The organism is Variovorax sp. MPBD4-3, assembly GCF_058809745.1.
In genome coordinates this window covers 1-23,106 of the sequence record NZ_JBXASW010000056.1, presented here as the reverse complement: position 1 = coordinate 23,106, position 23,106 = coordinate 1, and the positions used below count along the sequence as shown (strand labels likewise).

At 68.9% G+C, this 23,106-nt stretch carries 23 protein-coding genes; 13 read left to right on the top strand and 10 right to left on the bottom strand.

The window, feature by feature from the left end:
* Positions 1–5: 5 nt before the first annotated feature.
* The 6 genes from AC1RVW_RS24775 (at position 6) to AC1RVW_RS24750 (ending at position 5,693) form a co-directional block, all read left to right on the top strand.
* On the top strand, positions 6–968 hold the full coding sequence (locus tag AC1RVW_RS24775; RefSeq protein ID WP_409195085.1) for a branched-chain amino acid ABC transporter permease: 963 nt from the start codon (positions 6–8) through the stop codon (positions 966–968).
* Positions 965–1,732, top strand: a complete 768-nt coding sequence (locus tag AC1RVW_RS24770; RefSeq protein ID WP_285411988.1) for an ABC transporter ATP-binding protein — start codon at positions 965–967, stop codon at positions 1,730–1,732. Before AC1RVW_RS24775 ends, AC1RVW_RS24770 begins: the two co-directional genes overlap by 4 nt.
* Positions 1,729–2,445 carry an ABC transporter ATP-binding protein gene (locus AC1RVW_RS24765; protein WP_285411987.1) on the top strand — a complete coding sequence of 239 codons (717 nt, stop codon included), beginning with the start codon at positions 1,729–1,731 and terminating at the stop codon, positions 2,443–2,445. Before AC1RVW_RS24770 ends, AC1RVW_RS24765 begins: the two co-directional genes overlap by 4 nt.
* 34 nt (positions 2,446–2,479) lie before the next feature.
* Complete coding sequence (locus tag AC1RVW_RS24760; protein ID WP_493203180.1) at positions 2,480–3,733, top strand: Zn-dependent hydrolase; 1,254 nt, start codon at positions 2,480–2,482, stop codon at positions 3,731–3,733.
* Positions 3,730–5,223, top strand: a complete 1,494-nt coding sequence (locus AC1RVW_RS24755; protein ID WP_493203178.1) for a M81 family metallopeptidase — start codon at positions 3,730–3,732, stop codon at positions 5,221–5,223. Before AC1RVW_RS24760 ends, AC1RVW_RS24755 begins: the two co-directional genes overlap by 4 nt.
* Positions 5,224–5,315: 92 nt before the next feature.
* Complete coding sequence (locus tag AC1RVW_RS24750; RefSeq protein WP_081266939.1) at positions 5,316–5,693, top strand: nuclear transport factor 2 family protein; 378 nt, start codon at positions 5,316–5,318, stop codon at positions 5,691–5,693.
* Between the two features lie 33 nt (positions 5,694–5,726).
* On the opposite strand, the gene AC1RVW_RS24745 is transcribed toward AC1RVW_RS24750, so the two are convergent.
* A complete protein-coding gene (locus AC1RVW_RS24745) occupies positions 5,727–6,872 on the bottom strand; it encodes a helix-turn-helix domain-containing protein (protein WP_493203175.1) in 1,146 nt (381 codons plus the stop codon).
* 178 nt (positions 6,873–7,050) lie between these two features.
* On the opposite strand from AC1RVW_RS24745, the gene AC1RVW_RS24740 reads away from it, so the two are divergent.
* The 7 genes from AC1RVW_RS24740 to AC1RVW_RS24710 all read left to right on the top strand — a co-directional run bounded on the left by AC1RVW_RS24740 (position 7,051) and on the right by AC1RVW_RS24710 (position 14,793).
* A complete protein-coding gene (locus AC1RVW_RS24740; RefSeq protein ID WP_081266829.1) occupies positions 7,051–7,548 on the top strand; it encodes a (2Fe-2S)-binding protein in 498 nt (165 codons plus the stop codon).
* A gap of 10 nt (positions 7,549–7,558) precedes the next feature.
* On the top strand, positions 7,559–10,009 hold the full coding sequence (locus AC1RVW_RS24735; protein ID WP_493203173.1) for a xanthine dehydrogenase family protein molybdopterin-binding subunit: 2,451 nt from the start codon (positions 7,559–7,561) through the stop codon (positions 10,007–10,009).
* 22 nt (positions 10,010–10,031) lie between these two features.
* Positions 10,032–10,826 (top strand): FAD binding domain-containing protein, encoded by a 795-nt coding sequence (locus AC1RVW_RS24730; RefSeq protein ID WP_493203171.1) that lies wholly within the window; start codon positions 10,032–10,034, stop codon positions 10,824–10,826.
* Positions 10,827–10,988: 162 nt separating this feature from the next.
* A complete protein-coding gene (locus tag AC1RVW_RS24725; protein WP_106935185.1) occupies positions 10,989–11,891 on the top strand; it encodes an AAA family ATPase in 903 nt (300 codons plus the stop codon).
* 15 nt (positions 11,892–11,906) lie between these two features.
* Positions 11,907–13,121 carry a vWA domain-containing protein gene (locus AC1RVW_RS24720; RefSeq protein WP_493203168.1) on the top strand — a complete coding sequence of 405 codons (1,215 nt, stop codon included), beginning with the start codon at positions 11,907–11,909 and terminating at the stop codon, positions 13,119–13,121.
* A 36-nt stretch (positions 13,122–13,157) separates the two neighbouring features.
* Positions 13,158–13,751, top strand: coding sequence for an SRPBCC family protein (locus AC1RVW_RS24715; protein WP_493203166.1), 594 nt, complete (start codon positions 13,158–13,160; stop codon positions 13,749–13,751).
* 19 nt (positions 13,752–13,770) lie between these two features.
* Positions 13,771–14,793: an XdhC family protein gene (locus tag AC1RVW_RS24710; protein WP_493203164.1), complete on the top strand. Its 1,023-nt coding sequence runs from the start codon at positions 13,771–13,773 to the stop codon at positions 14,791–14,793.
* A 19-nt stretch (positions 14,794–14,812) separates the two neighbouring features.
* Here AC1RVW_RS24710 and mnhG read toward each other — a convergent pair whose 3' ends face one another.
* The 9 genes from mnhG to lapB all read right to left on the bottom strand — a co-directional run bounded on the left by mnhG (position 14,813) and on the right by lapB (position 23,091).
* The gene (gene mnhG / locus AC1RVW_RS24705; RefSeq protein WP_081266822.1) at positions 14,813–15,169 is read right to left on the bottom strand and encodes a monovalent cation/H(+) antiporter subunit G; all 357 of its coding nucleotides are present in this window, start codon (positions 15,167–15,169) and stop codon (positions 14,813–14,815) included.
* Entirely contained in the window at positions 15,166–15,444 is a 279-nt protein-coding gene (locus AC1RVW_RS24700; protein ID WP_081266821.1) for a K+/H+ antiporter subunit F, read from the bottom strand. The genes mnhG and AC1RVW_RS24700 overlap by 4 nt, the downstream gene beginning before the upstream one ends.
* Positions 15,441–15,932, bottom strand: a complete 492-nt coding sequence (locus tag AC1RVW_RS24695; protein ID WP_081266820.1) for a Na+/H+ antiporter subunit E — start codon at positions 15,930–15,932, stop codon at positions 15,441–15,443. Before AC1RVW_RS24695 ends, AC1RVW_RS24700 begins: the two co-directional genes overlap by 4 nt.
* Entirely contained in the window at positions 15,929–17,599 is a 1,671-nt protein-coding gene (locus AC1RVW_RS24690) for a monovalent cation/H+ antiporter subunit D (protein WP_493203202.1), read from the bottom strand. The genes AC1RVW_RS24695 and AC1RVW_RS24690 overlap by 4 nt, the downstream gene beginning before the upstream one ends.
* Positions 17,600–17,640: 41 nt before the next feature.
* Positions 17,641–17,991 (bottom strand): Na+/H+ antiporter subunit C, encoded by a 351-nt coding sequence (locus AC1RVW_RS24685; RefSeq protein WP_106935181.1) that lies wholly within the window; start codon positions 17,989–17,991, stop codon positions 17,641–17,643.
* Positions 17,991–20,936 (bottom strand): monovalent cation/H+ antiporter subunit A, encoded by a 2,946-nt coding sequence (locus AC1RVW_RS24680; RefSeq protein WP_493203161.1) that lies wholly within the window; start codon positions 20,934–20,936, stop codon positions 17,991–17,993. Before AC1RVW_RS24680 ends, AC1RVW_RS24685 begins: the two co-directional genes overlap by 1 nt.
* Positions 20,937–21,012: 76 nt before the next feature.
* A complete protein-coding gene (gene crcB / locus AC1RVW_RS24675) occupies positions 21,013–21,390 on the bottom strand; it encodes a fluoride efflux transporter CrcB (protein ID WP_081266817.1) in 378 nt (125 codons plus the stop codon).
* Between the two features lie 76 nt (positions 21,391–21,466).
* Positions 21,467–21,784: a ComEA family DNA-binding protein gene (locus AC1RVW_RS24670; protein WP_081266816.1), complete on the bottom strand. Its 318-nt coding sequence runs from the start codon at positions 21,782–21,784 to the stop codon at positions 21,467–21,469.
* 137 nt (positions 21,785–21,921) lie between these two features.
* Entirely contained in the window at positions 21,922–23,091 is a 1,170-nt protein-coding gene (gene lapB / locus AC1RVW_RS24665) for a lipopolysaccharide assembly protein LapB (RefSeq protein ID WP_106935179.1), read from the bottom strand.
* Positions 23,092–23,106 lie beyond the last annotated feature (15 nt).

Sequence of the window (23,106 nt, the reverse complement as noted above, 5' to 3'; positions counted from 1 at the left end):
ACGCCATGCCGAGAAAAATCACATTCCTCCTGGCGCTCGTCGCCGCGCTGGGCCTGCCGCTGGTGCTGAGTTCGGGCTCGCTGGCGAGCGAAGTGCTCATCTACGCGCTGGCGGCACTGGGCTGCAACCTGCTGCTGGGCTACACGGGGCTGCTGTCCTTCGGGCAAGGCATCTTCTTCGGACTGGGCAGCTACACCATCGCGATCCTGCTCACGCGCCTGCACCTGCCCATGCCGCTTGCATTGCTCGCGGCCATGGCCATGGGCGCGATCGGCGCGGCGGTGGTCGGCTGGGTCGCCATCCGCCAGCGCGGCACCTACTTCGTGATGCTCACGCTGGCCTTTGCGCAGATGTTCTATTTCATCGCCTACACCGCGACCGATCTCACGGGCGGCGACAACGGCCTGCTCGACGTGCCGCGCCCCGGCTTCATGGACACGCCGTGGAAGTACTACGCTTTCGTGGCGGTGATTTTCCTCATCGCCTTCGGCCTGCTGCTGCGCGTGACCGATTCGATCTTCGGGCGCACGCTGCTCGCCATCCGCGACAACGAGGACCGGGCCGCCGCCGTGGGCTACGACCTCAAGCGCTTCAAGCTGCTGGCCTTCATGATCTCCGGCGCCGTCACCGGCCTGGCGGGCGGGCTGCACGCCATGATGACCGGCATCGCGCCGCTGTCGAACGCCGAATACCACACGAGCGAGATGATCCTGGTCATCACCGTGATCGGCGGCACCGGCAACCTGTTCGCGTCGGTGCTGGGCTCGGCCTTCTATGTGCTGCTGGCCGACTGGCTCTCCACGCTGTGGCCGCGCTGGCTGCTGCTGCTGGGCCTGCTGCTGATCGGCGTGAGCATCGGCATGCAGCGCGGGCTCTGGGGGCTGGGCGAGGGCGTCTGGAAGCGCGTCTTCCGGCGCTCGCCACCGGCGGCGCCGGACGCTGCCGCCGCGCAAGGAGAAAAGGCATGAGCGACGTTCTCATCGAAGCCATCGGCGTTACCAAGCACTACGGCAAGTTTGCCGCGCTCGGCGGGGTCGACCTGAAGATCAGGCGCAACACCGTGCACTCGGTGATCGGCCCCAACGGCGCGGGCAAGACCACGCTTTTCCACATGCTCACGGGTACCGGCACCACCACGGGCGGGCGCATCCTGTTCGACGGCCACGACGTGACGCGCGAGCCCGACCACCGGCGCGTGCAGCGCGGCATGGCGCGTTCGTTCCAGGTCACGGCGCTGTTCCTGAGCCTGTCGGTGCGCGAGAACCTGCGCGTGGCGGCACAGGGCGTCTCGCCGCGCCAGGCCATGAACTGCTGGCGCGCGCCGGTCGGTGAACTGGCCTGCAAGCAGACGGTGGACGAAGTGCTGCAGCGCGTCGGCCTCGAGCGGTTTGCGAACACGCCGGCCAGCGAGCTTTCGCACGGGCAGCAGCGCCGCCTCGAGGTGGGCATGGCGCTGGCCGCCAGGCCGAAGGCCATCTTCCTCGACGAGCCGACCTCGGGCATGGGCATCGACGACCTCGACGACATGAAGCAGCTCATCCGCAGCCTGCGCGACCGGCACACCGTGGTGCTGATCGAGCACAACATGAACATCGTGATGGACATCTCCGACACCGTGACCGTGATGCAGCTGGGCCGCGTGCTCGCCGAAGGGCTGCCGGGCGACATCCGCGCCGATGCGCGCGTGCGCACGGCCTACCTTGGCAACATGATCACCGGAGGCAAGGCATGAGCGGCGGGAAGAACATCCTCGAAGTCGAGGCGCTGCACGCGCACTACGGCAAGAGCCACGTGCTGCAGGGCATCTCGATGCGCGTGGGCGAGGCCGAACTCGTCACGCTGCTGGGGCGCAACGGCGCGGGCAAGTCGACCACGCTCAAGAGCATTGCCGGCGCGGTCACGCCCACGAGCGGGAGCGTGCGCTTCCAGGGAGCGGACATCGCGGGCATGCCGCCGCACCGCATCGCCACGCGCGGCGTGTGCCTGGTGCCCGAGCACCGCGGCGTCTTCAAGCTGCTGACGGTGGAAGAAAACCTGCTGCTCGGCCTGCGGCGCGAGTCGCCCTGGCAGCTGGCCGACATCTACCGCATCTTCCCGCGCCTCAAGGAGCGGCGGCGCAACGGCGGCGGACAGCTGTCGGGCGGCGAGCAGCAGATGCTGGCCATCGGCCGCGCGCTCATGAACCACCCGCGCCTGCTGATCCTCGACGAGCCGGTCGAAGGACTCGCGCCGGTGATCGTCGAGGAAATCGTCGCGCAGCTGAGGACCATCAAGGCGGCCGGCGTGGCCATCCTGCTGGTCGAGCAGAACCTCGAAGTCTGCGTGCAGCTGGCCGACCGCCACTACATCGTGGAGCAGGGCGTGATCGTGCACGAGGCCGGCAATGCCGCCTTCATGGCCGACCACGAAGTGAAAGACCGCTACCTGGGCGTGGGCCTTGCTTGAGGCCTGCCGCAACACTCATCCTTACCGCAAAGCCATGAACTCACACACTGAACTCCGCATCGACGGCCAGCGGCTCTGGAATTCGCTGATGGAACTGGCGCAGTTCGGCGCCACCGAGAAAGGCGGTGTCTGCCGCATCGCGCTGACCGACCTCGACCGCCAGGGCCGCGACCTGTTCGTGCGCTGGGTGCGCGAGGCGGGCTGCGAAGTCCGCGTGGACGCCATCGGCAACATCTTCGCGCGCCGCGCGGGCCGCAACAACGCGCTGCCGCCCGTCACCACCGGCAGCCACATCGACACGCAGCCCACCGGCGGCAAGTTCGACGGCAACTACGGCGTGCTCGCGGGTCTGGAGGTGATCCGCTGCCTCAACGACGCCGAAGTGGAGACCGAGGCACCGCTCGAGATCGCGGTGTGGACCAACGAAGAGGGCTCGCGCTTTGTGCCCGTGATGATGGGCTCCGGCGTGTTCGCCGGCGCGTTCACGCTCGAACACGCACTGGCGCAGTGCGACAACGACGGCGTCAGCGTGTCCGACGCGCTCGCCGCCATCGGCTACGCGGGCAGCACGCCCGCGTCGGCGACGGCATCGCCGATGGGCGCGTACTTCGAGGCGCACATCGAGCAGGGCCCGGTGCTCGAAGCCAACGAGCGCGTGATCGGCGTGGTGGAAGGCGCACTGGGCCAGCGCTGGTACGACGTGGTGGTGCAGGGCATGGAAGCCCATGCCGGCCCCACGCCGATGGCGCTGCGCAAGGACGCGCTGCTGGCCGCTGCCCAACTCGTGATCGAGGTCAACCGCATTGCGCTCGCCCATGCGCCGCATGGGCGCGGCACTGTCGGCTGGATCGACAACTACCCCAATTCGCGCAACGTGATTCCGGGGCGCGTGAAGCTCAGTGTCGACCTGCGCGCGGCCGACGACGTGGTGCTGTCGGCCATGGACGCCGAGCTGAAGGAGACCGTGCAGCGCATCGCGACGAAGGGCAAGGTCGAGATGTCGGTGGAGCAGGTCGTGTATTTCCAGCCGCAGCCTTTCACGCCGAAGCTGGTGTCGGCGGTGCGCGAAGCCGCGCAGGCGCAAGGGATGACCTGGATGAACGTGATCAGCGGCGCGGGCCACGATGCGGTGTACCTCGCGCGCGTGTGCCCCGCGGCCATGATCTTCGTGCCCTGCCTCGACGGCATCAGCCACAACGAGATCGAGGACGCGCAGCCCGACCACCTGGAAGCCGGCTGCAACGTGCTGCTGCAGGCCATGCTGCAAAGCGCCGGAGTCGCGCAATGAAAGTGCTGATCGCGCGCCTCAACCACGAGACCAACACCTTCTCGCCCGTGCCCACGCCGCTCCCGGCCTTCGGGCCCGACGGGCCGACTTTCGGCGAGCAGGCCTACCGCGACAACAAGGGCATGCGCACCGCGATGTCGGCCTTCATCGACCTGGCCGAGGCGGCGGGTGCCGAACTCGTCACGCCGGTGTCGGCCTCTGCCAACCCGAGCGGGCCGGTCGATGCCGCTGCCTACACCTTGCTGACGCAATGCATCGTCGATGCCGCGCCGGGCTGCGACGCCATCCTGCTCGACCTGCACGGCGCGATGGTCGCGCAGAACAGCGTGGACGGCGAAGGCGACCTGCTCGTGCGGCTGCGCGCGGCGGCGCCGGGCGTGCCCATCGGCGTGGCGCTCGACCTGCATGCCAACGTCACGCCCGCGATGGTTGGGAACGCCGACGTGATCGTCGGCTTCAAGACCTATCCGCACATCGACATGTACGAAACCGGCGCGCATGCCGGCCGCCTGCTGTTCGACATGCTCGCCGGACGCGGCAAGCCAGCGATGCGCTGGCACCGTCTGCCGCTGATGGCGCACACGCTGCGCAGCGCCTCGTTCACCGGCGCGATGCAGCGGGCCATCGAGGCGGCGCGCGAGGCGGAGAAGTCGGAGTCGCTCGCGGTGTCGATCCTGGCGGGCTTTTCGCTGTCGGATATCGAGGCGCCGTGCATGAGCGTGATCGTGGTCGATGCGCATTCGCCGGAGCGCGCGCAGGCCACGGCCGACCGCATCGCCGCGCAGATGTGGAACGAGCGCGAGGCTTTCGTCTACCGCAGCGAGCCGATGGCCGAATCGATTGCGCGCGCGAAGCTCATCGCGGAAGGCTCCACGCGCCCGGTGCTGCTGCTGGACCACGGCGACAACTGCATGTCGGGCGGCAGCTGCGACACCATGGACGTGCTGGAGGAAGCGCTGGCGCAAGGGCTGCACGGCATCGGCGTGGGGCCGCTGTGCGACCCCGAGGCGGTGGCGCAGCTCGTCGCGGCGGGCGAGGGCGCCGAGGTGACCGTGGCGCTGGGCAACAAGGTGTCGCTCGAAGGCATCGGCCTGAAGAAGACGCCGGTGCGGCTGACGGGCACCGTGCGTGCCGTGAGCGACGGCGAATACGTGATCACCGGCCCCACCTACACCGGCCAGCGCAGCAGCATGGGCCGCACGGTGCTGTTCGACATCGGCGCGGCGCGCATCGTGGTGACGGAGCGCACGCAGGAGCCGTGGGACATCGGCGTGTTCGAGTGCGCGGGGCTCGATCCGCGCAAGGAGCGCTTCCTGCTGCTCAAGTCGCGCATGTACTGCCGGCCGGTTTTCGAGCCGCTGTCGGCCGCGCTGGTGGAGTGCGACAGCCCCGGCGTGACCAGTTCCGACTACAGCCTGTTTCCGTTCAGCAAGGTGCGCAGGCCGGTGTTTCCGCTCGACGCGGATGCGGAGATGGCACGGGCGGCATGACCTCCCAGGTCATCGACGCTGTGCGCGTGCGGCGCGACCATTCACTCACCCCGCGATGTTGCGGGTCGAAACTCCCGAAAGGAATGGTCATCATGAACACCGCCGCACACGACGCCGCCACGATTGCCCAACGCTACATCGCCGTCTGGAACGAGACCGACGCCGCGCGCCGCGCCGCGCTGATCGAAGCCGGCTGGACCGCCGATGCCCGCTACGTCGACCCGATGGCGCAGGCCAGCGGCCGCGAGCAGATCAGCGCGCTGGTCGGCGCGGTGCACCAGCGCTTTCCCGGCTTCCGCTTCAACCTGCTGGGCAAGGCCGACTCCCACGGCGACCACCTGCGCTTTTCCTGGACGCTGGGCCCGAGCGGCGCCGAGGACCTGATCCAGGGCACCGACTTCGCGCAGGTGGAGGCGGGCAAGCTGCGCTCTGTGACCGGCTTCCTCGACAAGGTCCCGGTCGGCGCCTGAACCAAAGCTGAACAGCCGCGGGCTTGGGAAGGGTCAGTCCGGCGCGCCGGCCGGCCGCCCGCGCCACAGCTTGCGGTACACGGTCGCACGGCTGATGCCCAGCGCCCGGGCGGCCTCCGCCACGTTGCCACGGGCGTCGGCCACCGCCTTGCGGATCAGCGCGGTCTCCACGTCGCGCAGCCGGGGCCGGCTGTCCGCCGCCGGCAGCCCACCCGGAGTGCCGCGCCCGCCGTGCTGGGGTTGCACCTGCACCCGCAGGCCCGACCACAGCGGCACTTCGAGCATGGCGTCGCCGCGCCGGGCGGCATCGAACATCATGTGCAGGGGCAGGGCGAACAGGTCGTTGAAATGCAGCGCCTGCTGCTCGCGCGCCAGCGGCTGGTGCAGCATCTGGCGGGCGGCCGCGTTGGCGCCGGTGACGCGGCCCTCGCCGTCGATGCACAGCAGCCCTTCGGTGGCTTCGCTGGCGGTGCTGCCGGGCCAGGCCAGGCGAAGCAGCAGCTCGCAGGGCTCGCGCAGCACCAGCATGTTCTCTATGCTGCGCGCGGACAGGGTCGCCAGGTGCCGCAGCTCCGGGCGTTCCACCACCTGCACGCCGGTGAGGTCGAGCATGCCGATGCAGTCGCCCCGGGGACCGAACAGCGGCGCGCCGGCGCAGCTGTAGACGCTGGTGTCGTCGAAGAAGTGCTCGCCGCGGTGCAGCCACACCGATTCCTGCTCGGCCAGCGCGGTGCCGATGGCGCTGGTGCCGATCGCCCGCTCCGACAGGTCGACACCGATGCGGCCGATGTCGCGCGCATAGCGGCTGGCGGCGTCGGTGCCGTCGGGCAGGTTGCCGACATCGACCACGATGCCGTCGGCGTCGGTCAGGATGGCGAAATAACGGGTGTCGGCAATGGCGCGCGAGAGCCGCTCTATCACCGGCCGCGCGGCGGCGACCAGCACGCGGTTGCGCTCGGCGGCATCGCGCTGCGCGGACTGGCTCACCGGGTCGAAACTGATGCGCTGCTGGGGGCGCCGGCCGGCTTCGATGCAGCGCTGCCAGGAGCGGCTGATCCAGGAGTCGACGCGGGCCGTTGCGCGCGCCCTGGGGGATTCGCCGTGGATCAGCTCGCGGCGGGCCTGGGCGATGGCCAGCGAACGCTCAGGGGCTGGCGAAACGATTGAAGCGACAGGCATCGTGGGGTGTTCGCGCGGTGTGGGGGCTTTTGCCGGCTCGCAGGATGGCAAGCTGTTTCATTTTGAGAATTTCGCGCCGTCTGTGCAAGTGTCAAGGGTTTTGCCTAGGATAGTGCGGGAGGTCGGCATCCAAGATGCTTTCGCTGAATTAGCCATCACCTTTCACGGAGACAGCCAAATGCAGGTCGCTTTCAAGATCAACGGCCGTGAGGCCACGGTCGACGCTCCTCCCAACACCTTTCTCGTGCATGCAATCCGGGAGCACCTCCATCTCACCGGTACCCACGTCGGCTGCGACACCGCACAGTGCGGCGCCTGCACCGTCCTTGTGAACGGCCGTGCCGTCAAGTCCTGCAACATCCTGGTCGCGCAGGCGGCCGGCGCCGACATCACCACCATCGAGGGCATCGCCGATGCCGACGGCGCCATGCACCCCATGCAGGCGGCCTTCAAGGAGTGCCACGGCCTTCAGTGCGGCTTCTGCACCCCGGGCATGGTGATGAGCGCCATCGACCTGTGCACCCACCACCCCAAGTCGAGCGAATCGGAGATCCGCGAGCTGCTTGACGGCAACCTGTGCCGCTGCACGGGCTACCAGAACATCGTGAAGGCCGTGAAGATGGGCGGCGAGGCCATGGCCTCGGGCACGCCCGTCAAGACAACGGCAACGGCCTGAGGAGAGCGACATGGGCGCATCCGACTTTTCCAATCTGCCGCATATCGGCGAGGCGCTGCGGCGCAAGGAAGACTACCGGTTCCTGACCGGCGCGGGCAACTACACCGACGACATCACGCTGGCCAACCAGAGCCATGCGGTTTTCGTGCGCTCTCCGCACGCGCACGCCACGATCAAGTCGGTCGACATTTCCGAGGCCATGAAGATGTCCGGCGTGATCGGCATCTTCAGCGGCAAGGACATCGAGGGAAAGATGGGCGGGCTGCCCTGCGGCTGGCTCATCAACAACCCCGACGGCACCCCCATGAAGGAGCCGATGCACCCGATCCTGGCGATCAACAAGGTGCGCTACGTGGGCGACCACGTGGCCATGGTTGTGGCCGAGACGGTCGAGCAGGCCAAGAACGCCGCCGAGGCGGTGTTGGTCGACTACGACGTGCTGCCCGCGCTCGTGAGCGTGGCCGACGCGGCCAGGAAGGCCGGCGGCGTCACCCTGCACGACGAGGCGCCCGACAACCAGTGCTACAAGTGGGCGCTGGGCGACAAGGCGGCGGTCGACGCGGCATTCGCGAACGCCGCGCACGTGACGAAGCTCGACCTGGTCAACAACCGCCTCATTCCCAACCCGATCGAGCCGCGCGTGGCCATCGGCAGCTACAGCCGGGGCACCGACGACTACACGCTCTACGTGTCCAACCAGAACCCGCACGTCGAGCGCCTGCTGATGACGGCCTTCGTGCTGGGCCTGCCCGAGCACAAGGTGCGCGTGATCGCGCCCGACGTGGGCGGCGGCTTCGGCTCCAAGATCTTTCTTTATGCCGAAGACGTGTGCCTGACCTGGGCGGCCAAGCAGCTCAACCGCAACATCAAGTGGACCGCCGAGCGCTCCGAGTGCTTCCTGTCGGACGCCCACGGCCGCGACCATGTGAGCCATGCCGAGATGGCGATGGACAAGGACGGCAAGTTCCTGGCCATGCGCGTGCACACCGACGCCAACCTGGGCGCCTACCTGTCGACCTTCTCCACGGCGGTGCCCACCATCCTCTACGCCACGCTGCTGGCGGGCCAGTACACCACGCCGCAGATCTACGTCGAGGTCGATGCCTGGTTCACCAACACCGCGCCGGTCGATGCCTACCGCGGCGCCGGCCGGCCCGAGGCCACCTACCTGCTGGAGCGGCTGGTGTCGCGCTGCGCCTGGGAAATGAACCTGGGGCAGGACGAGATACGCAAGCGCAACTTCATCACCGCCTTCCCGTACCAGACGCCGGTGGCGCTGCAGTACGACACCGGCGACTTCCATGCCTGCATGGACAAGGCCCGGGTGCTGGCCGAGGTCGACGGCTACGCGGCGCGCAAGGCGGCCAGCGAGGCCGGCGGCAAGCTGCGCGGCATCGGCTACTCGAGCTACATCGAGGCCTGCGGCATCGCGCCGTCGAACATCGCCGGCGCGCTCGGTGCGCGGGCCGGCCTTTTCGAGTGCGGCGAGATCCGCGTGCATCCGACCGGCAGCGTGACGGTGTTCACCGGCTCGCACAGCCACGGCCAGGGCCACGAGACCACCTTCGCGCAGGTGGTGGCGGCGCGGCTGGGCATTCCGGTCGAGAACGTCGACGTGGTGCATGGGGACACCGGCCGCGTGCCTTTCGGCATGGGCACCTACGGCTCGCGCTCCATCTCGGTGGGCGGCGCGGCCATCATGAAGGCGCTCGACAAGATCGAGACCAAGGCCAAGAAGATCGCCGCGCACCTGATGGAGGCCAGCGACGCCGACATCGAGTTCGCCAACGGCGAGTTCACGGTCAAGGGCACCGACAAGAAGATCCCGTTCGGCCAGGTGGCGCTCACGGCCTACGTGCCGCACAACTACCCGCTCGACAAGCTTGAGCCCGGCCTGAACGAAACCGCCTTCTACGACCCGACCAACTTCACCTTCCCGGGCGGCACCTACATCTGCGAGGTCGAGATCGACCGGCAGACCGCCGAGGTGCGTGTGGACCGCTTCACCGCGGTGGACGATTTCGGCACCATCATCAATCCGATGATCGTCGAGGGCCAGGTGCATGGCGGGCTGGTGCAGGGCATCGGCCAGGCGCTGCTCGAGAACTGCGTGTACGACAAGGAAACCGGCCAGCTGCTCACCGGCAGCTTCATGGACTACGCCATGCCGCGCGCCGCCGAGTTCCCGCAGTTCAAGCTGGACACCGTGTGCACGCCGTGCACGCACAATCCGCTGGGCACCAAGGGCTGCGGCGAAGCGGGCGCCATCGGTTCTCCGCCGGCAGTGATCAACGCCGTGCTCGACGCGCTGGCGCCATTGGGCGTCAAGGATTTCGACATGCCCGCATCGTCCAGCCGCGTCTGGGAAGCGATGCAAAAGGGCAGCGGCAGCGCCGCGGCCGACACCCTGCCGCAAGAGCCCGCGCTGGCCGCCAGCACCCAAGGCCGTCCGGCCCCCTGAACAACAAAGAAGGAACCACACCATGTACGCCTTCACCCTCGAACGGCCCGCTTCCGTGGCCGATGCCACCAAGCTGGTTGCCGCCGGCGCCAAACCGCTGGCGGGCGGCCAGACCTTGCTGGCGTCGATGAAGCTGCGGCTGTCGGCGCCCGAACAGCTGGTGGACCTGAGCGGCATCGCCGAGCTCTCGGGCATCAGGAAAGACGGCGACGCCCTCACCATCGGCGCCATGTCGCGCCACCTCGACGTGGCCAACAACGCCGACGTCAAGGCCGCCTTCCCGGCGCTGGCCGACCTGGCCTCGCGCATCGGCGACCGGCAGGTGCGCGCGATGGGCACCATCGGCGGCTCGGTGGCCAACAACGACCCGGCGGCGTGCTATCCGAGCGCGGTGCTGGGCTCGGGCGCCACCATCGTCACGTCGAAGCGCGAGATCGCAGCCGACGACTTCTTCCTGGGCCTGTTCACCACCGCGCTGGAAGAAGACGAGCTGATCACCGCGATCCGCTTTCCCATTCCGAAGCGCGCCGCCTACGAGAAGCTGCGCCAGAAGGCTTCGCACTTTCCGCTCGTCGGCATCTTCCTCAGCCAGGCCGCCAGCGGCGCGGTGCGCGTGGCCGTCACCGGCGCGGGCAACGGCGTGTTCCGGCATGCCGGGCTGGAAGACGCGCTGAGCCAGAACTTCACCGCCGCGGCCGCTTCCGCCGTGAAGATCGACGCGAGCGACCTCAACAGCGACCTCCATGCCTCGGCCGCCTACCGCGCGAACCTGATCAGCGTGCTCACCCAGCGCGCCGTGACCAAGGCGCTGGCTTAGGCTCAGCTTAGGCTCACCCCCAGGCTTCGCGCACTTCGTGTCGCTTCTCCAACCCCCTTTCAGGGGGCAACACCATCGGCCCGGCGGACCCGGTTCCGCGGTGTTCTCGAAGAGGAGGCGCGGCGCACGCAGGCCTGCCCTGGCACTCCGCTACGCTTCGCCATGATCTTTCCGACCATCGACTCCCTCTCCGACGGTTTGATGCAGGCCGGCTACTTTGCCGACCGGCGCCTGGCGACGGCCGTGTTCCTGGCGCTCAAGCTGCAGCGGCCGCTGCTGCTCGAGGGCGAACCCGGCGTGGGCAAGACCGAGCTGGCCAAGGCGTTGTCGACCGCGCTGAACCGCGAGCTGCTGCGCCTGCAGTGCTACGACGGGCTGGAGCAGCGCGAGGCGCTCTATGAATGGAACTACGCGGCGCAACTGCTGCACATGCGCGCGGCCGAAGCGACGGGCGCCGCGCGCGACGTGGAAGCCGAGGTCTACCAGCCGCACTACCTGATCCGCCGCCCCCTTCTGCAGGCACTGCAGACCCCCGCGCCGGGGGCCGTGCTGCTGATCGACGAAGTGGACCGCGCCGACGAGCCCTTCGAGGCCTTCCTGCTCGAGTACCTGGGCGAGTACCAGGTGAGCATTCCGGAGCTGGGCACGGTGCGCGCCGTGGTGCCGCCCGTCACCATCCTCACGAGCAACCGCACGCGCGAGCTCAACGACGCGGTCAAGCGCCGCTGCCTCTACCACTGGCTCGACTATCCCGAGCGCGAACGCGAGCTGGCCATCGTGCGGGCCCAGGTGCCGCAGGCCAGCGAGAAGCTGTCGGCGCAGGTGTCGGCCTTTGTCGCGCGGCTGCGCGAGGCGCCTTTCGTCAACGCTTTCCAGCGCGCGCCCGGCATTGCCGAGAGCGTGGAGTGGGCGCGCGCGCTGATCGCGCTCGACACCGTCGAGCTCGACCCCGAAGTGGTGGTCGACACCGCCGGCATCCTGTTCAAGCAGCGCGACGACGTGGCCGCGCTCACGCAGGAGCTGGCGTCCGACCTGCTGCGTCCCGAGGAGCCGGCCGCGCGCTGAGCGCGCTGGGTACGCATGGCCGGCATCCAGCAACTCGGCGACGTCCGCAGCGGCAAGCTCGCCGGCAACATCACCGCCTTCGGCCGGGCGCTGCGCCGCGCCGGCGTGCGCACCGACGCCGCCCGCATCGCGCTGGCCGCCGAGGCCGCCACGCTGGTGGGCGTGGAAGACAAGCTCGACCTGGGCGCGGCGATGGAAGCCGTGATGGTCAGCCGCGAGCAGGACCGCATGGTGTTCCGCGAGCTGTTCGACGCCTGGTTCCGCGACCCGGAACTGGCCAACAAGCTGCTTGCGCAGATGCTGCCCACCGCCGAGGGCAAGGCGGAGCCGTCGAAGCGCCGCCCGCGCGTGCGAGAGGCGCTCACCGCGCCGCGCAAGGCCGCCAAGCCTGCCGAGCCCGCCAAGCCCGACCGCGAGATCGAGTTCGACGCCGCCATGACGTCGAGCGACCGCCAGCGGCTGCAGCATGCCGACTTCAACGCGCTCGGCGCTTCCGAATACCGGCTGGTGGAGCGGCTCGCGCGCGACATCTCGCTGCCGGTTCCGTCGCTGCCGTCGCGCCGCCTGCGCGCGGCGGGCGATACCGGCCGGCAGCATGCGCGCATGCACTGGCCCGGCGTGCTGCACGAGGCTGCGCGCACCGGCGGCGAGATCCTGCGGCTGCCCCGGCTGGCGCGCCGCGAACAGCCCTTGCCGCTGCTGGTGCTGGTCGACGTCTCGGGCTCGATGGAGCGCTATGCGCGCCTGCTGCTGGCCTTTCTCCATGCGGCAACCCGCCGTGCCGGCCGACGCGACGTGTTCGCCTTCGGCACCGACCTGACGGACCTGACGCCCGCCTTCCGGCTGGCCGACACCGACGACATGCTGGTCGCCGCCGGCGTGGCGATCGACGACTTCGCGGGCGGCACCCGGCTGGGCGCTTCGCTGGCCGAACTGCGCCGCGCCCACGCCCGCCGCCTGACCGGTCGCCGCACGCTGGTGCTGGTGATCAGCGACGGCCTGGACACCGGGGAGCCCGAAGTGCTGCAACAGGAGATGCTCTGGCTCAAGCGCCATTCGCGCCGGCTGCTGTGGCTCAACCCGCTGCTGCGCTTCGAGGGCTACGCCCCTCTGGCCCGTGGGGCCGCCGTGCTGCACCGCCATGCGGACGCGATGCTCGCGGTCCACAATCTCAACGCGCTCGAGCAGCTGGCCGCCAGCCTCGCCGCCCTGATGCGAGCCGGACGTTGACACGTCCGGCAGCGCCGAAAAAAAAGGAAGCCCACCATGGAAATGCTCGGAAACCGCCACCTCGGCATCACCCAACAACAAGCCTGGGAAGCGCTCAACGACCCCGAGACGCTGAAGAAATGCATTCCCGGCTGCGACAAGTTCGAGCTGACGGGCGACAACACCTACAGCGTCGCGCTCGCGGTGAAGATCGGGCCCGTGTCGGCCAAGTTCAACGGCAAGGTGGTGCTGTCGGACATCGTGGCGCCCAACGGCTACAAGCTGAGCTTCGAGGGGCAGGGCGGCGTGGCAGGGTTCGCCAAGGGCTCTTCCAGCGTCACGCTCAAGCCGTCGGAAGGCGCCGCCGCGCCCGATGCCGGCTGCGAGCTCGACTACACGGTACAGGCCCAGGTCGGCGGCAAGATCGCCCAGCTCGGGCAGCGGCTGATCGACGGCGCGGCCAAGTCGACCGCCGACGACTTCTTCAAGCGCTTCGAGGCGGAGATGCAGAGCCGCTACGGCCCGCCGCCGGCCGCGGTCGTGGAGGGCGCCGAAGCGCCCGCCGAGAAGACCGGCGTCATGTCCGGCCTCATGAAGAAGATCGGACTCGGCAAGAAGGACGACCCGGTTCCGCCGGGCGACGCCGCCTGAGGAACCTAGGGAGCGAGCCATGGAGAACCTCGACGTCATGGTGCTGCGCACGCTGCGCGATTGGCGGCGTGCCGGCAAGCGCGCGCTGCTGACGACCGTGGTGCGCACCTGGGGCTCGTCGCCGCGGCCCGTGGGCTCGATCATGGCCCTGGCCGAAGACGGCGCGGTGGTCGGCTCGGTCTCGGGCGGATGCATCGAGGACGACCTGATCGCGCGCTACAGCCATGCCCACGGCAAGGGCGAAGACGTGCCGCTGGGCGCACCTCCCGCGCTCGTCAAGTACGGCATCACCGCCGACGAGGCGCACCGCTTCGGCCTGCCCTGCGGCGGTACGCTGGAGCTGCTGCTCGAATACGCGCCCGATGCCGATTCGCTCGACCTGCTGGTGGCGCAACTGGAGCAGGGCCGGCTCATGCGGCGCACCGTCACGCTGGCCACCGGCGCGGTGCGGCTGGCGGAAGCCAAGGCGCCCGACGAGCTCACGGTGAACGACACCGAACTGACCAACACCTTCGGCCCCGAATACCGCATGCTGCTGATCGGCGCCGGCCAGCTCGCCGAGTACCTCGCGACCATGGCCAAGTTCAGCGGCTTCGCGGTCACGCTGTGCGACCCGCGCGCCGAATACCGCACCGCATGGTCGCTGCCCGGCGTGCACATCACCACGGAAATGCCCGACGACGCGGTGCTGGCCTTCAGGCCCGACCGCCGCAGCTGCGTGGTGGCGCTCACGCACGACCCCAAGCTCGACGACCTGGCGTTGCTGGAAGCCCTGCAGAGCGAAGCTTTCTACGTCGGCGCCATCGGCTCGCGGCGCAATGCCGACGCGCGGCGCGACCGCATGATCGAGCACTTCGACCAGACCGACGAATCGCTGGCGCGGCTGCGCGGGCCCATCGGCATCTACATCGGCAGCAAGACGCCGCCGGAGATCGCGGTGAGCGTGATGGCGGAGATTCTCGCGGTGAAGAACGCGGTCAAGCTGCCGCGCGAAATGGAGGTGGCGCGGGCCAAGGAGATGCAGCAGTTGCAGCCGAGCTGAGCGCGCCTGGGCGGCTGCCTCAGTTCGACTTGGCTTCAGGGGGCACGTCGCCGCCCTTTTGCCGTTCGCGGAACAGCGCCGCGCGCATGAGGAAGATGGTGGTGATCGGCGCGGTGAGCGCGATGAACAGCACGATCAGCACCGCGTGCAGGAACAGGCTGAAGCCCTGAACCGAGAAATACACGATGGTGGCGACCGTCATGCACCACACGCCCACCGTCGCGCCCAGCGTGGGCGCGTGGATGCGGCGGAAGAAGGTCGGCATCCGCAGCAGGCCGAAGGAGCCGATGGCCGCGAAGGCCGCGCCCAGCACGGCGAATACGGCGGTGATGATCTCGGCCCACAGCGGCAGCGGGCCAATGATGAAATCGTTCATTCGATCACCTCCCCGCGCAGCAGGAACTTGGCCATGGCCGTGGAGCCGACGAAGCCGAACAGCGCGACCAGCATGGCCGCCTCGAAGTAGACGTTGCTCGCGTAGATGATGCCGAGCACCAGCATCATGAGCATGCCGTTGATGTAGAGGCAGTCGAGCGCCATGACGCGGTCTTGCGCGGTGGGGCCGATCAGCAGCCGCGAGAGCGCGCAGAGCATGGCCACGGCCAGCAGGAACAGCGCGAACTTCAGGGCCCAGAAGAGGACGGGTGTCATGACTCGAAGATCTCCATCAGGGGGCGTTCGTAGCGCTGCTTGATCATCGCGATGAAGGCGGCCTCGTCGTCGAGGTCGAACACGTGGATCAGCAGCGTGCTGCGGTCGAACGACACCTCGCCCCAGGCGGTGCCGGGCGTGAGGCACATGATCATTGCGAGCACGGCCAGGCCGTTGGGGTCGCGCATGTCGAGCGGGATCTGGACGAACTTCGAGGCGATGCCGCTCGTGCGGCGGGTGAGCAGCAGCCGGGCCACGTCGTACGCCGACTTGAGCATGTCGAAGGTCACCAGGAACGACAGCCGCAGCGCGACGCCGGGCCTGCGCATGCGCACGGCGGCCGGGCGCAGGCTCTCGGTCAGCAGAGGCACCGCAATGGCCAGGATCACCGCCGAGACCAGCGTGCTCGCCTCGAGCGACTGGTTGAGCAGCAGCCAGACGACGAAGAGCGCGAACGACAGCGGCGGGGAAGGCAGCAAACGCTTCATGGGGCCGCGCCTTCCTGTTTCTTCACCGCCGCGGGCACGGGGTTGGGCACCTGCCGGGCGCCGAACACCGCCTGGCGATAGGCCACGGGGTTCTTCAGGCCCTGCGCCGTGGCCATGGCATGGCGCATCACGGGCTCGGCCCACACGGTGAGCGCCACGCAGGCCGCGAGCAGGCCCGCCACGGGCAGCACTTCGAGCGCGGGCAGCGAGGGCATGGTGGCGTGCGGCTGGGTCCAGAAGTGGCGAATGCCGGTGCGGCTCAGCGCGATCAGCGACAGGAATCCCGAGACGATCAAGAGCGCAAGGAAGGCCCAGCCGGCGGTGCCGGGCGACGCGCCCCCGAGCACTCCTGAGAGCATTGCGAACTTGCCGATGAAGCCCGACAGCGGCGGCAGGCCCGCCAGCAGCAGCGTGCAGCCCATGAAGCTCAGGCCCAGGAAGGCCACGCCGGCCGGGATGGCGCGGCCGTAGAGCGCCTGCGCCTCGTCGTCGAGGTTCACGTCGGCGAGCGCGCGCAGGTCTTCGGCAAGAAAGGGCGCGTTGCCCGCCGCCTCGTGCGGCGCGACGCTCATGCCGGCGTTGCGCCAGCGCTCGATCATGTCGGTCAGCAGGAAGAAGGCGCTGACCGCGAGCGTGGAGCTCAGCATGTAGTAAAGCGCGCCGGCCCACACGGCGGGCTGGCCGAGGCCGACCGCCGCGAGCAGGGTGCCGGCGGACACCAGCACGCTGAAACCCGCAAGGTTGGACAGCCGCTGCGTACCGACGATGCCGATGGCACCTACGAACAGCGTGGCCAGCCCGGCGGCCACCAGCGCGGCCTGGCCGAAGGCGGCGGAGTCGCCGGTGTCGGGCGCGAACAGCGTGGTCCACAGCCGCAGGATCGTGTAGATGCCGAGCTTGGTCAGCAGCGCGAACACCGCGCCCACCGGGGAGACCGCCGCGCTGTAGGCCGGCACCAGCCAGAAGTTGAGCGGCCACGCGCCGGCCTTGGCGAAGAAGGCGGTCGCCAGGATGGCCGCCGCCGCGTGCACGAGGCCACGGTCGCCCGGCGAGAGTTCGGCGATGCGCATGCCCAGGTCGGCCATGTTCAGCGTGCCGGTCACGCCATAGAGAATGGCCGCGCCGATCAGGAACAGCGAAGACGCCGCGAGGTTGATGGCGATGTAGTGCAGGCCCGCCTGCACCCGCAGCCGGCCGGAGCCGTGCAGCAGCAGGCCGTATGACGCGGCCAGCATCACCTCGAAGAAGACGAACAGGTTGAACAGGTCGCCGGTGAGGAATGCGCCATTCAGGCCCATGAGCTGCAGCTGCAGCAGCGGATGGAAGTGCACTCCCGCGCGGTCCCACCGCGAGGTGGAATAGATCGAGGCCGCGAATGCGATGACGCCGGTGAGCGCGACCATCATGGTCGAGAGCCGGTCGGCCACCAGCACGATGCCGAAGGGCGCGCGCCAGTTGCCCGGCAGGTACACGCCGATGGAGCCGGGGCCGCCGCCGGTTTCGGGCGCGTTCACCCAGCGCAGCAGCGCCAGCGCCGCCAGCAGGCCCACCAGGCCCGAGACCACGCTCAGCGCCGACTTGGCGCGGCGGCGGTTCTCGCCCAGCAGCAGCATGAGCGCGGCCGTGAGCATGGGCACCAGGATCGGCACCGCCACCAGGTGCGGCATGCTGAACTCGAGCAGTTCGTCGAGCAGGTGAAAAACTTCCTTCACTCCGCCTCCTGCCGCTCTTCACCGTCCACGTGGTCGGTGCCGGTCAGGCCGCGCGAGGCGAGCATCACGACGAGGAACAGCGCCGTCATCGCGAAGCCGATCACGATGGCCGTGAGCACCAGCGCCTGCGGCATCGGGTCGGCCGTGTTGGCCAGCGTGGCCTCGAAACCCTTGACGAGCACCGGCTCGCTGTCGACCTTGAGTCGGCCCATGCTGAAGATGAACAGGTTGACCGCGTAGGAGATCAGCGTCAGGCCCATGATGACCTGGAAGGTGCGCGGGCGCAGCAGCATGTAGACGCCCGAGCCGGTGAGAACGCCGATGGCGAGTGCGAGCACGGCCTCCATCAGCGAGCCCCTCCGGCGGCTGCGGCGGCGGCCGCTTCGGCCTCTTTCTCGGCTTGTTCATCGGCCCAGCGGTGGCTTCTTATGGACTGGTGGGCCAGCGCGGTCAGGATCAGCATGGTGGCGCCGAGCACCAGCGCGAACACGCCGATGTCGAAGAAGAGAGCGCTAGGCACGTGCACCTCGCCCAGCAGCGGCAGGTGCAGGTGCGCGGTGTGCGTGGTCAGGAAGGGGTAGCCGAACACCACCGCGCCGCTGCCGGTGGTGAGCGCGAACAGCAGGCCGATGGCGATCCAGCGGCGCGGGTAGATGCGCAGGTGCTCCTCCACCCACTCGGTGCCCGACACGATGAACTGCAACACCAGCGCGACCGACATCACCAGCCCGGCGACGAAGCCGCCGCCCGGCGCGTTGTGGCCGCGCATGAAGAAGTAGACCGACACCAGCACCGCCAGCGGCAGCAGCAGCCGCACCAGCACGGCCGGCACCATCAGGTAGCCGACGGCGGTGTCCTTGGCGCGGCGCGGATTCAGCAGGTCGCTGCTGCCGTCGTCGACCTGCAGGCGCTGCTGGATCGGCAGCGCCATCGATTCGATGGCGGGGCGAAAGCGCCGCAGCAGCGCATACACCGTGAGCGCGACCACGCCCAGCACGGTGATTTCGCCAAAGGTGTCGAAGCCGCGGAAGTCGACCAGCATCACGTTGACGACATTGGTGCCGCCGCCTTCGGTGAGCGCGCGTTCGAGGAAGAAGGGTGAAATGCTCTGCGGGAAGGTCCGCGTCATCATGGCCCAGGCCAGCGCGGCCATGCCGCCGCCGCCAATGGCGGCCACCAGCAGGTCGCGGCCGCGGCGCCCCCAGGGCCGCAGCCGCGCGCGCGCAGGTTGGACGGCGTCCTTGCTGCGCATCGGCAGCCAGCGCAGGCCCAGCAGGATCAGCACCGTGGTCACGGCTTCGACCACCAGTTGCGTCAGTGCGAGGTCGGGCGCGGAGAACCAGATGTAGGTCACGCAAGAGACCAGCCCCGCGCCGGAGGCGAGCATCAGCGCCGCGAGCCGGTGGAACTTGGCCTGCCAGGCGGCGGCCAGCGCGCAGGTGCCGCCGATGAGCCAGGTCATTGCGAACATCGGCGAGAAGGGCAGCGGCTCGCGCGTGCCGGGCGCCGCGGGCGTGGCCCAGAGCGACGCGGCCGCGCCCGCCACGGCCACCACCACGAGCAGCAGCAACTGCCACTGCATGCGTTTGGTGCCGAACAGGCGGCGGCTGCGGCGGCCGATTTCGCTCAGCAGCGCGAGCAGGTGCTCGAAGATGACCTGGCCGTCGAAGCGATGCAGCAGGGGGGTGTTCTCGAGGCCGCCGCCCGCACGCTGGCGGCGCTGCAGCAGGTACAGCATGGCGCCGCCCAGCAGCGCCACGAAGCTCATCACCAGCGGCAGGCTGAAGCCGTGCCACACGGCCAGGCTGTATTCCGGCAGCGTTCCGCCGACCACGGGCGTGGCCGCGGCGGCGAGCATCGGGCCGACCGACCACGCCGGCGCCACGCCCACCACCAGGCACACCAGCACCAGCAGCTCGACCGGCACGCGCATCCAGTGCGGCGGCTCGTGCGGGTGCTTGGGTACTTCGTCGCCGCAGGGCGGGCCGAAGAAAACGTCGAACACGAAGCGCGCCGAATACGCCACGCTGAAGATGCCGGCGATGGTGGCGACGACCGGCAGGCTGAAATCGACCCACGGCGTCGACTGGATGAACACCGTCTCGGCGAAGAACATTTCCTTCGAGAGAAAGCCGTTGAGAAGCGGCACGCCGGCCATCGAGGCGCTGGCAATGATGGCCAGCGTGCCCGTGATGGGCATCAGCCGCATCAGGCCGCTGAGCTTGCGTATGTCGCGCGTGCCCGTCTCATGGTCGATGATGCCGGCCGCCATGAACAGCGACGCCTTGAAGGTCGCATGGTTCATCACGTGGAAGACGGCGGCCACGGCGGCCAGCGGGCTGTTCAGGCCCAGCAGCAGTGTGATGAGCCCCAGGTGCGAGATCGTCGAGTAGGCCAGCAGCGCCTTCAGGTCGCGCTGGAACATGGCGATGAAGCCGCCCAGCAGCAGCGTGATGGCGCCGGCGCCGCCCACCAGCCAGAACCATTGCTCGGTGCCCGAGAGCACGGGCCACAGCCGCGCCATCAGGAACACGCCCAGCTTCACCATGGTGGCCGAGTGCAGGTAGGCCGACACCGGCGTGGGCGCGGCCATGGCGCGCGGCAGCCAGAAATGGAACGGGAACTGCGCGCTCTTGGTGAAGGCGCCCAGCAGCACCAGCACCAGCGCGGTCGGGTAGAGCGCATGCGCGCGGATCAGGTCGCCCGAGGCCAGCACCACGTCGAGCTCGTAGCTGCCGACGATGCGGCCCAGCACCAGCACGCCGGCCAGCAGGCACAGCCCGCCCGCGCCGGTGACGGTGAGCGCCATGCGCGCGCCGCGCCGTGCGTCGCGGCGGTGGTGCCAGTAGCCGATCAGCAGGAAGGAGAAAAGGCTGGTGAGCTCCCAGAACAGCACCATCTGGATCAGGTTGCCCGAGAGCACCACGCCCATCATCGCGCCCATGAACGCGAGGAAGAAAGAGAAGAAGCGCGGTACCGGATCGGAGGCCGACATGTAGTAGCGCGCATAAAGCACCACCAGTGCGCCGATGCCCAGCACCAGCATGCAGAACAGCCATGCGAAGCCGTCCATGCGGAACACGAGGTTCAGCCCGAGGGCGGGAAGCCATTCGATCTCTTGCCGAATCACATTGCCGTGCGCGATCTGCGGGAAGAACCATGCGGCCTGGATGGCGCAGCCCAGCGCCACGAGCCCCGCGAGCGTCGACTCCCTGTTGCGCGCGTTGGAGGGCATCAACGCGGCCAGCACGCTGGCAATGAAAGGGAGTGCGACGAGAAAGACCAGGGGCATTGTGGTTGATTCTATCGGCGGCCCCTATCAAAGGCCTTATCTATAACCGCAAGACATAAGGCAGTTTTCTGGACATTCAGGCCGAGAAAGCCTGCACGGTTCGAAAGCCCAGCCACGTGAGGCACAGCGAGCCGCCCAGGTGCAGCATGAGCGTGGCCAGCGCGAGGCCGAGCCGGCCGTTCATCAGCATGCCGACGACCTCGGCCGAGAAGCTGGAGAAGGTCGTCAGGGTGCCGAGGAAGCCGGTGATGACCATCAGGCGCCAGGCCGGGTCGATGTCCGGCAGGCCGTTGAACACGCCGATGGCGATGCCGATGAGGTAGCCGCCGATCAGATTGACCGCCAGCGTGCCCCAGGGCAGCACGCCTCCGGGGTTGAGCCAAGTGGCAAAGCCCCAGCGCATGAGGGCGCCGACGCAGGCGGCAAGGCAGATGACGAGGGCGTTCAGCAGCATGCGCTGGATTATCCGCAAGCTGTCGCCCCGAGTGAAAAAGCCGCCCGGAGGCGGCTTCGTGATGTGCTGGCGACGCTCAGGACTTCGAGGCCTTGGCCGCCTTGGTCTCCTTCGGCGCGGCGGCCGCGCCGGAGAAGCCCTGGCCGTTGACCGTCAGGCCCTCGGCCGACAGCTTGGCGGCCTTCTTTTCCTTCACGCCCTTCACGCGCTGCATGAAGTCGGGCCAGTCCTTGAATTCCTTTTCCTTGCGCGCTTCGATGATGCGCTTCGACATGGAGGGCCCGACACCCTTGAGGCCGTCGAGTTCGGCGACGGTGCCCTTGTTGGCATCGACCGCTGCGAACGAGGTGATGGCGAACAGCATGGCCGTGGTGGCCAACAGCTTCTTGAACATTTGAAAACTCCCTGTGATTTGTTGATGTGACAGACAGCCGACGAGCACGTCGGCCCGGGCACAACGGGATCAGGGAGCGGGGCGTTGACGCCCTGGGGCCGCAATCGCCTCAGGGTGACCATTGTTCTGAATTGTGGTCAGAGTTCTTCCACGCGGCGGGGTGGATAGCTGTCCCACGCCTGGCAGCCGGGGCAGTGCCAGAAGTACTGGTGCGCCTCGAAGCCGCATGCCGCGCAGCGGTAGCGCATCAGCGGCCGGGTGGCCTGGTCGAGCGCCCGTTGCACCTGCGGATGGAACTGCTCGTGCTCGAAGCGTTCGCCCGCCAGCCAGCGCGATGCGGCCACCAGCGAAGGCTGCTGCGCGAGGTGGGCGATGTAGCCGTCGCGCGGCGTGGGGTGCGGATCTTCGGCGGTGGCGGTGGGCTTGCCGCCGAGGGCGATCAGCGCCTCGAGCACGTCGATCGACGGCGATTCGACATAGCGCCGCTGCAGCAGCGCGAGCGCCTCGCCTTCGCGGTGCGCGCCGACGGCCGCCTGCTGCAGCGTGGCGGCATAGAGCGGCAGCGCGAGCGGCGCGGTTTCGCTGAGCGCCACGAGGGTGTCGAAGGCCGCGGCCGGTTCGCTCTTGCGCAGCTGGAGGTTGGCGGTGTCGATGGCGGGACGCGGTGCCTGCGGCGCCAGCTCGACGGCCTGCGCGAGCAGCTTGGTGGCGCCGGGCAGGTCGCTGGCAGCCACGCGCTCGGTGGCCTGCTCGCACAGGTGGTGTGCGCGGCGCGTGGCGTAGCTGGCCTGATCCGATTCGTCGAGCTTCTGGGCCACGTCTGCGGCCTGCGCCCATTCGCGCGAGCGCTCGTAGATGGCCAGCAGCGACAGGCGGGCCTCGTTCTCGTAGCGCGTGCCTTCGAGCTTCTGCAATGCGGCTTCGGCGCGGTCGAGCAGGCCGGCGCGCAGGAAGTCTTGCGCCAGGGCGTGCTGCGCGCGTTCGCGGTCGCTGCGGCTCAGATCGCCGCGGCCCAGCAGGTGCTCATGCACGCGCACGGCGCGCTGGTATTCGCCGCGGCGGCGGAACAGGTTGCCGAGGGCGAAGTGCAGCTCCTGTGTGTCGGGGTCGTTCTGTACGGCCTCGATGAAGGCGTCGATGGCCTGGTCCTGCTGCTCGTTGAGGAGGAAGTTCAGGCCGCGGAAGTAGGCCTTGGGGGCTTGCCTGTTCTCGAGCTTGAGCTGGCGGATGTCGAAGCGCGATGCGAGCCAGCCCAGCACGAAGGCGATGGGCAGGCCGATCAGCAGCCAGCTGGGATCAAAGTCCATGTTGACGTACGGCGG

Bases quoted from the DNA above. Each gene is read 5' to 3' on its own strand.
- AC1RVW_RS24700 (WP_081266821.1), bottom strand. From the start codon at position 15,444: ATGACACCCGTCCTCTTCTGGGCCCTGAAGTTCGCGCTGTTCCTGCTG.
- crcB (WP_081266817.1), bottom strand. From the start codon at position 21,390: ATGCTGCTGAACGCCCTCGTCATCTGCCTTGCCGCCTGCGTCGGCGCC.
- AC1RVW_RS24715 (WP_493203166.1), top strand. From the start codon at position 13,158: ATGGAAATGCTCGGAAACCGCCACCTCGGCATCACCCAACAACAAGCC.
- lapB (WP_106935179.1), bottom strand. From the start codon at position 23,091: ATGGACTTTGATCCCAGCTGGCTGCTGATCGGCCTGCCCATCGCCTTC.
- AC1RVW_RS24740 (WP_081266829.1), top strand. From the start codon at position 7,051: ATGCAGGTCGCTTTCAAGATCAACGGCCGTGAGGCCACGGTCGACGCT.
- AC1RVW_RS24755 (WP_493203178.1), top strand. From the start codon at position 3,730: ATGAAAGTGCTGATCGCGCGCCTCAACCACGAGACCAACACCTTCTCG.
- AC1RVW_RS24730 (WP_493203171.1), top strand. From the start codon at position 10,032: ATGTACGCCTTCACCCTCGAACGGCCCGCTTCCGTGGCCGATGCCACC.
- AC1RVW_RS24765 (WP_285411987.1), top strand. From the start codon at position 1,729: ATGAGCGGCGGGAAGAACATCCTCGAAGTCGAGGCGCTGCACGCGCAC.
- AC1RVW_RS24710 (WP_493203164.1), top strand. From the start codon at position 13,771: ATGGAGAACCTCGACGTCATGGTGCTGCGCACGCTGCGCGATTGGCGG.
- AC1RVW_RS24720 (WP_493203168.1), top strand. From the start codon at position 11,907: ATGGCCGGCATCCAGCAACTCGGCGACGTCCGCAGCGGCAAGCTCGCC.
- AC1RVW_RS24685 (WP_106935181.1), bottom strand. From the start codon at position 17,991: ATGGAGGCCGTGCTCGCACTCGCCATCGGCGTTCTCACCGGCTCGGGC.
- AC1RVW_RS24690 (WP_493203202.1), bottom strand. From the start codon at position 17,599: ATGCCGCACCTGGTGGCGGTGCCGATCCTGGTGCCCATGCTCACGGCC.
- AC1RVW_RS24750 (WP_081266939.1), top strand. From the start codon at position 5,316: ATGAACACCGCCGCACACGACGCCGCCACGATTGCCCAACGCTACATC.
- AC1RVW_RS24670 (WP_081266816.1), bottom strand. From the start codon at position 21,784: ATGTTCAAGAAGCTGTTGGCCACCACGGCCATGCTGTTCGCCATCACC.
- mnhG (WP_081266822.1), bottom strand. From the start codon at position 15,169: ATGAACGATTTCATCATTGGCCCGCTGCCGCTGTGGGCCGAGATCATC.
- AC1RVW_RS24775 (WP_409195085.1), top strand. From the start codon at position 6: ATGCCGAGAAAAATCACATTCCTCCTGGCGCTCGTCGCCGCGCTGGGC.
- AC1RVW_RS24770 (WP_285411988.1), top strand. From the start codon at position 965: ATGAGCGACGTTCTCATCGAAGCCATCGGCGTTACCAAGCACTACGGC.
- AC1RVW_RS24760 (WP_493203180.1), top strand. From the start codon at position 2,480: ATGAACTCACACACTGAACTCCGCATCGACGGCCAGCGGCTCTGGAAT.
- AC1RVW_RS24745 (WP_493203175.1), bottom strand. From the start codon at position 6,872: ATGCCTGTCGCTTCAATCGTTTCGCCAGCCCCTGAGCGTTCGCTGGCC.
- AC1RVW_RS24725 (WP_106935185.1), top strand. From the start codon at position 10,989: ATGATCTTTCCGACCATCGACTCCCTCTCCGACGGTTTGATGCAGGCC.
- AC1RVW_RS24735 (WP_493203173.1), top strand. From the start codon at position 7,559: ATGGGCGCATCCGACTTTTCCAATCTGCCGCATATCGGCGAGGCGCTG.
- AC1RVW_RS24695 (WP_081266820.1), bottom strand. From the start codon at position 15,932: ATGAAGCGTTTGCTGCCTTCCCCGCCGCTGTCGTTCGCGCTCTTCGTC.
- AC1RVW_RS24680 (WP_493203161.1), bottom strand. From the start codon at position 20,936: ATGCCCCTGGTCTTTCTCGTCGCACTCCCTTTCATTGCCAGCGTGCTG.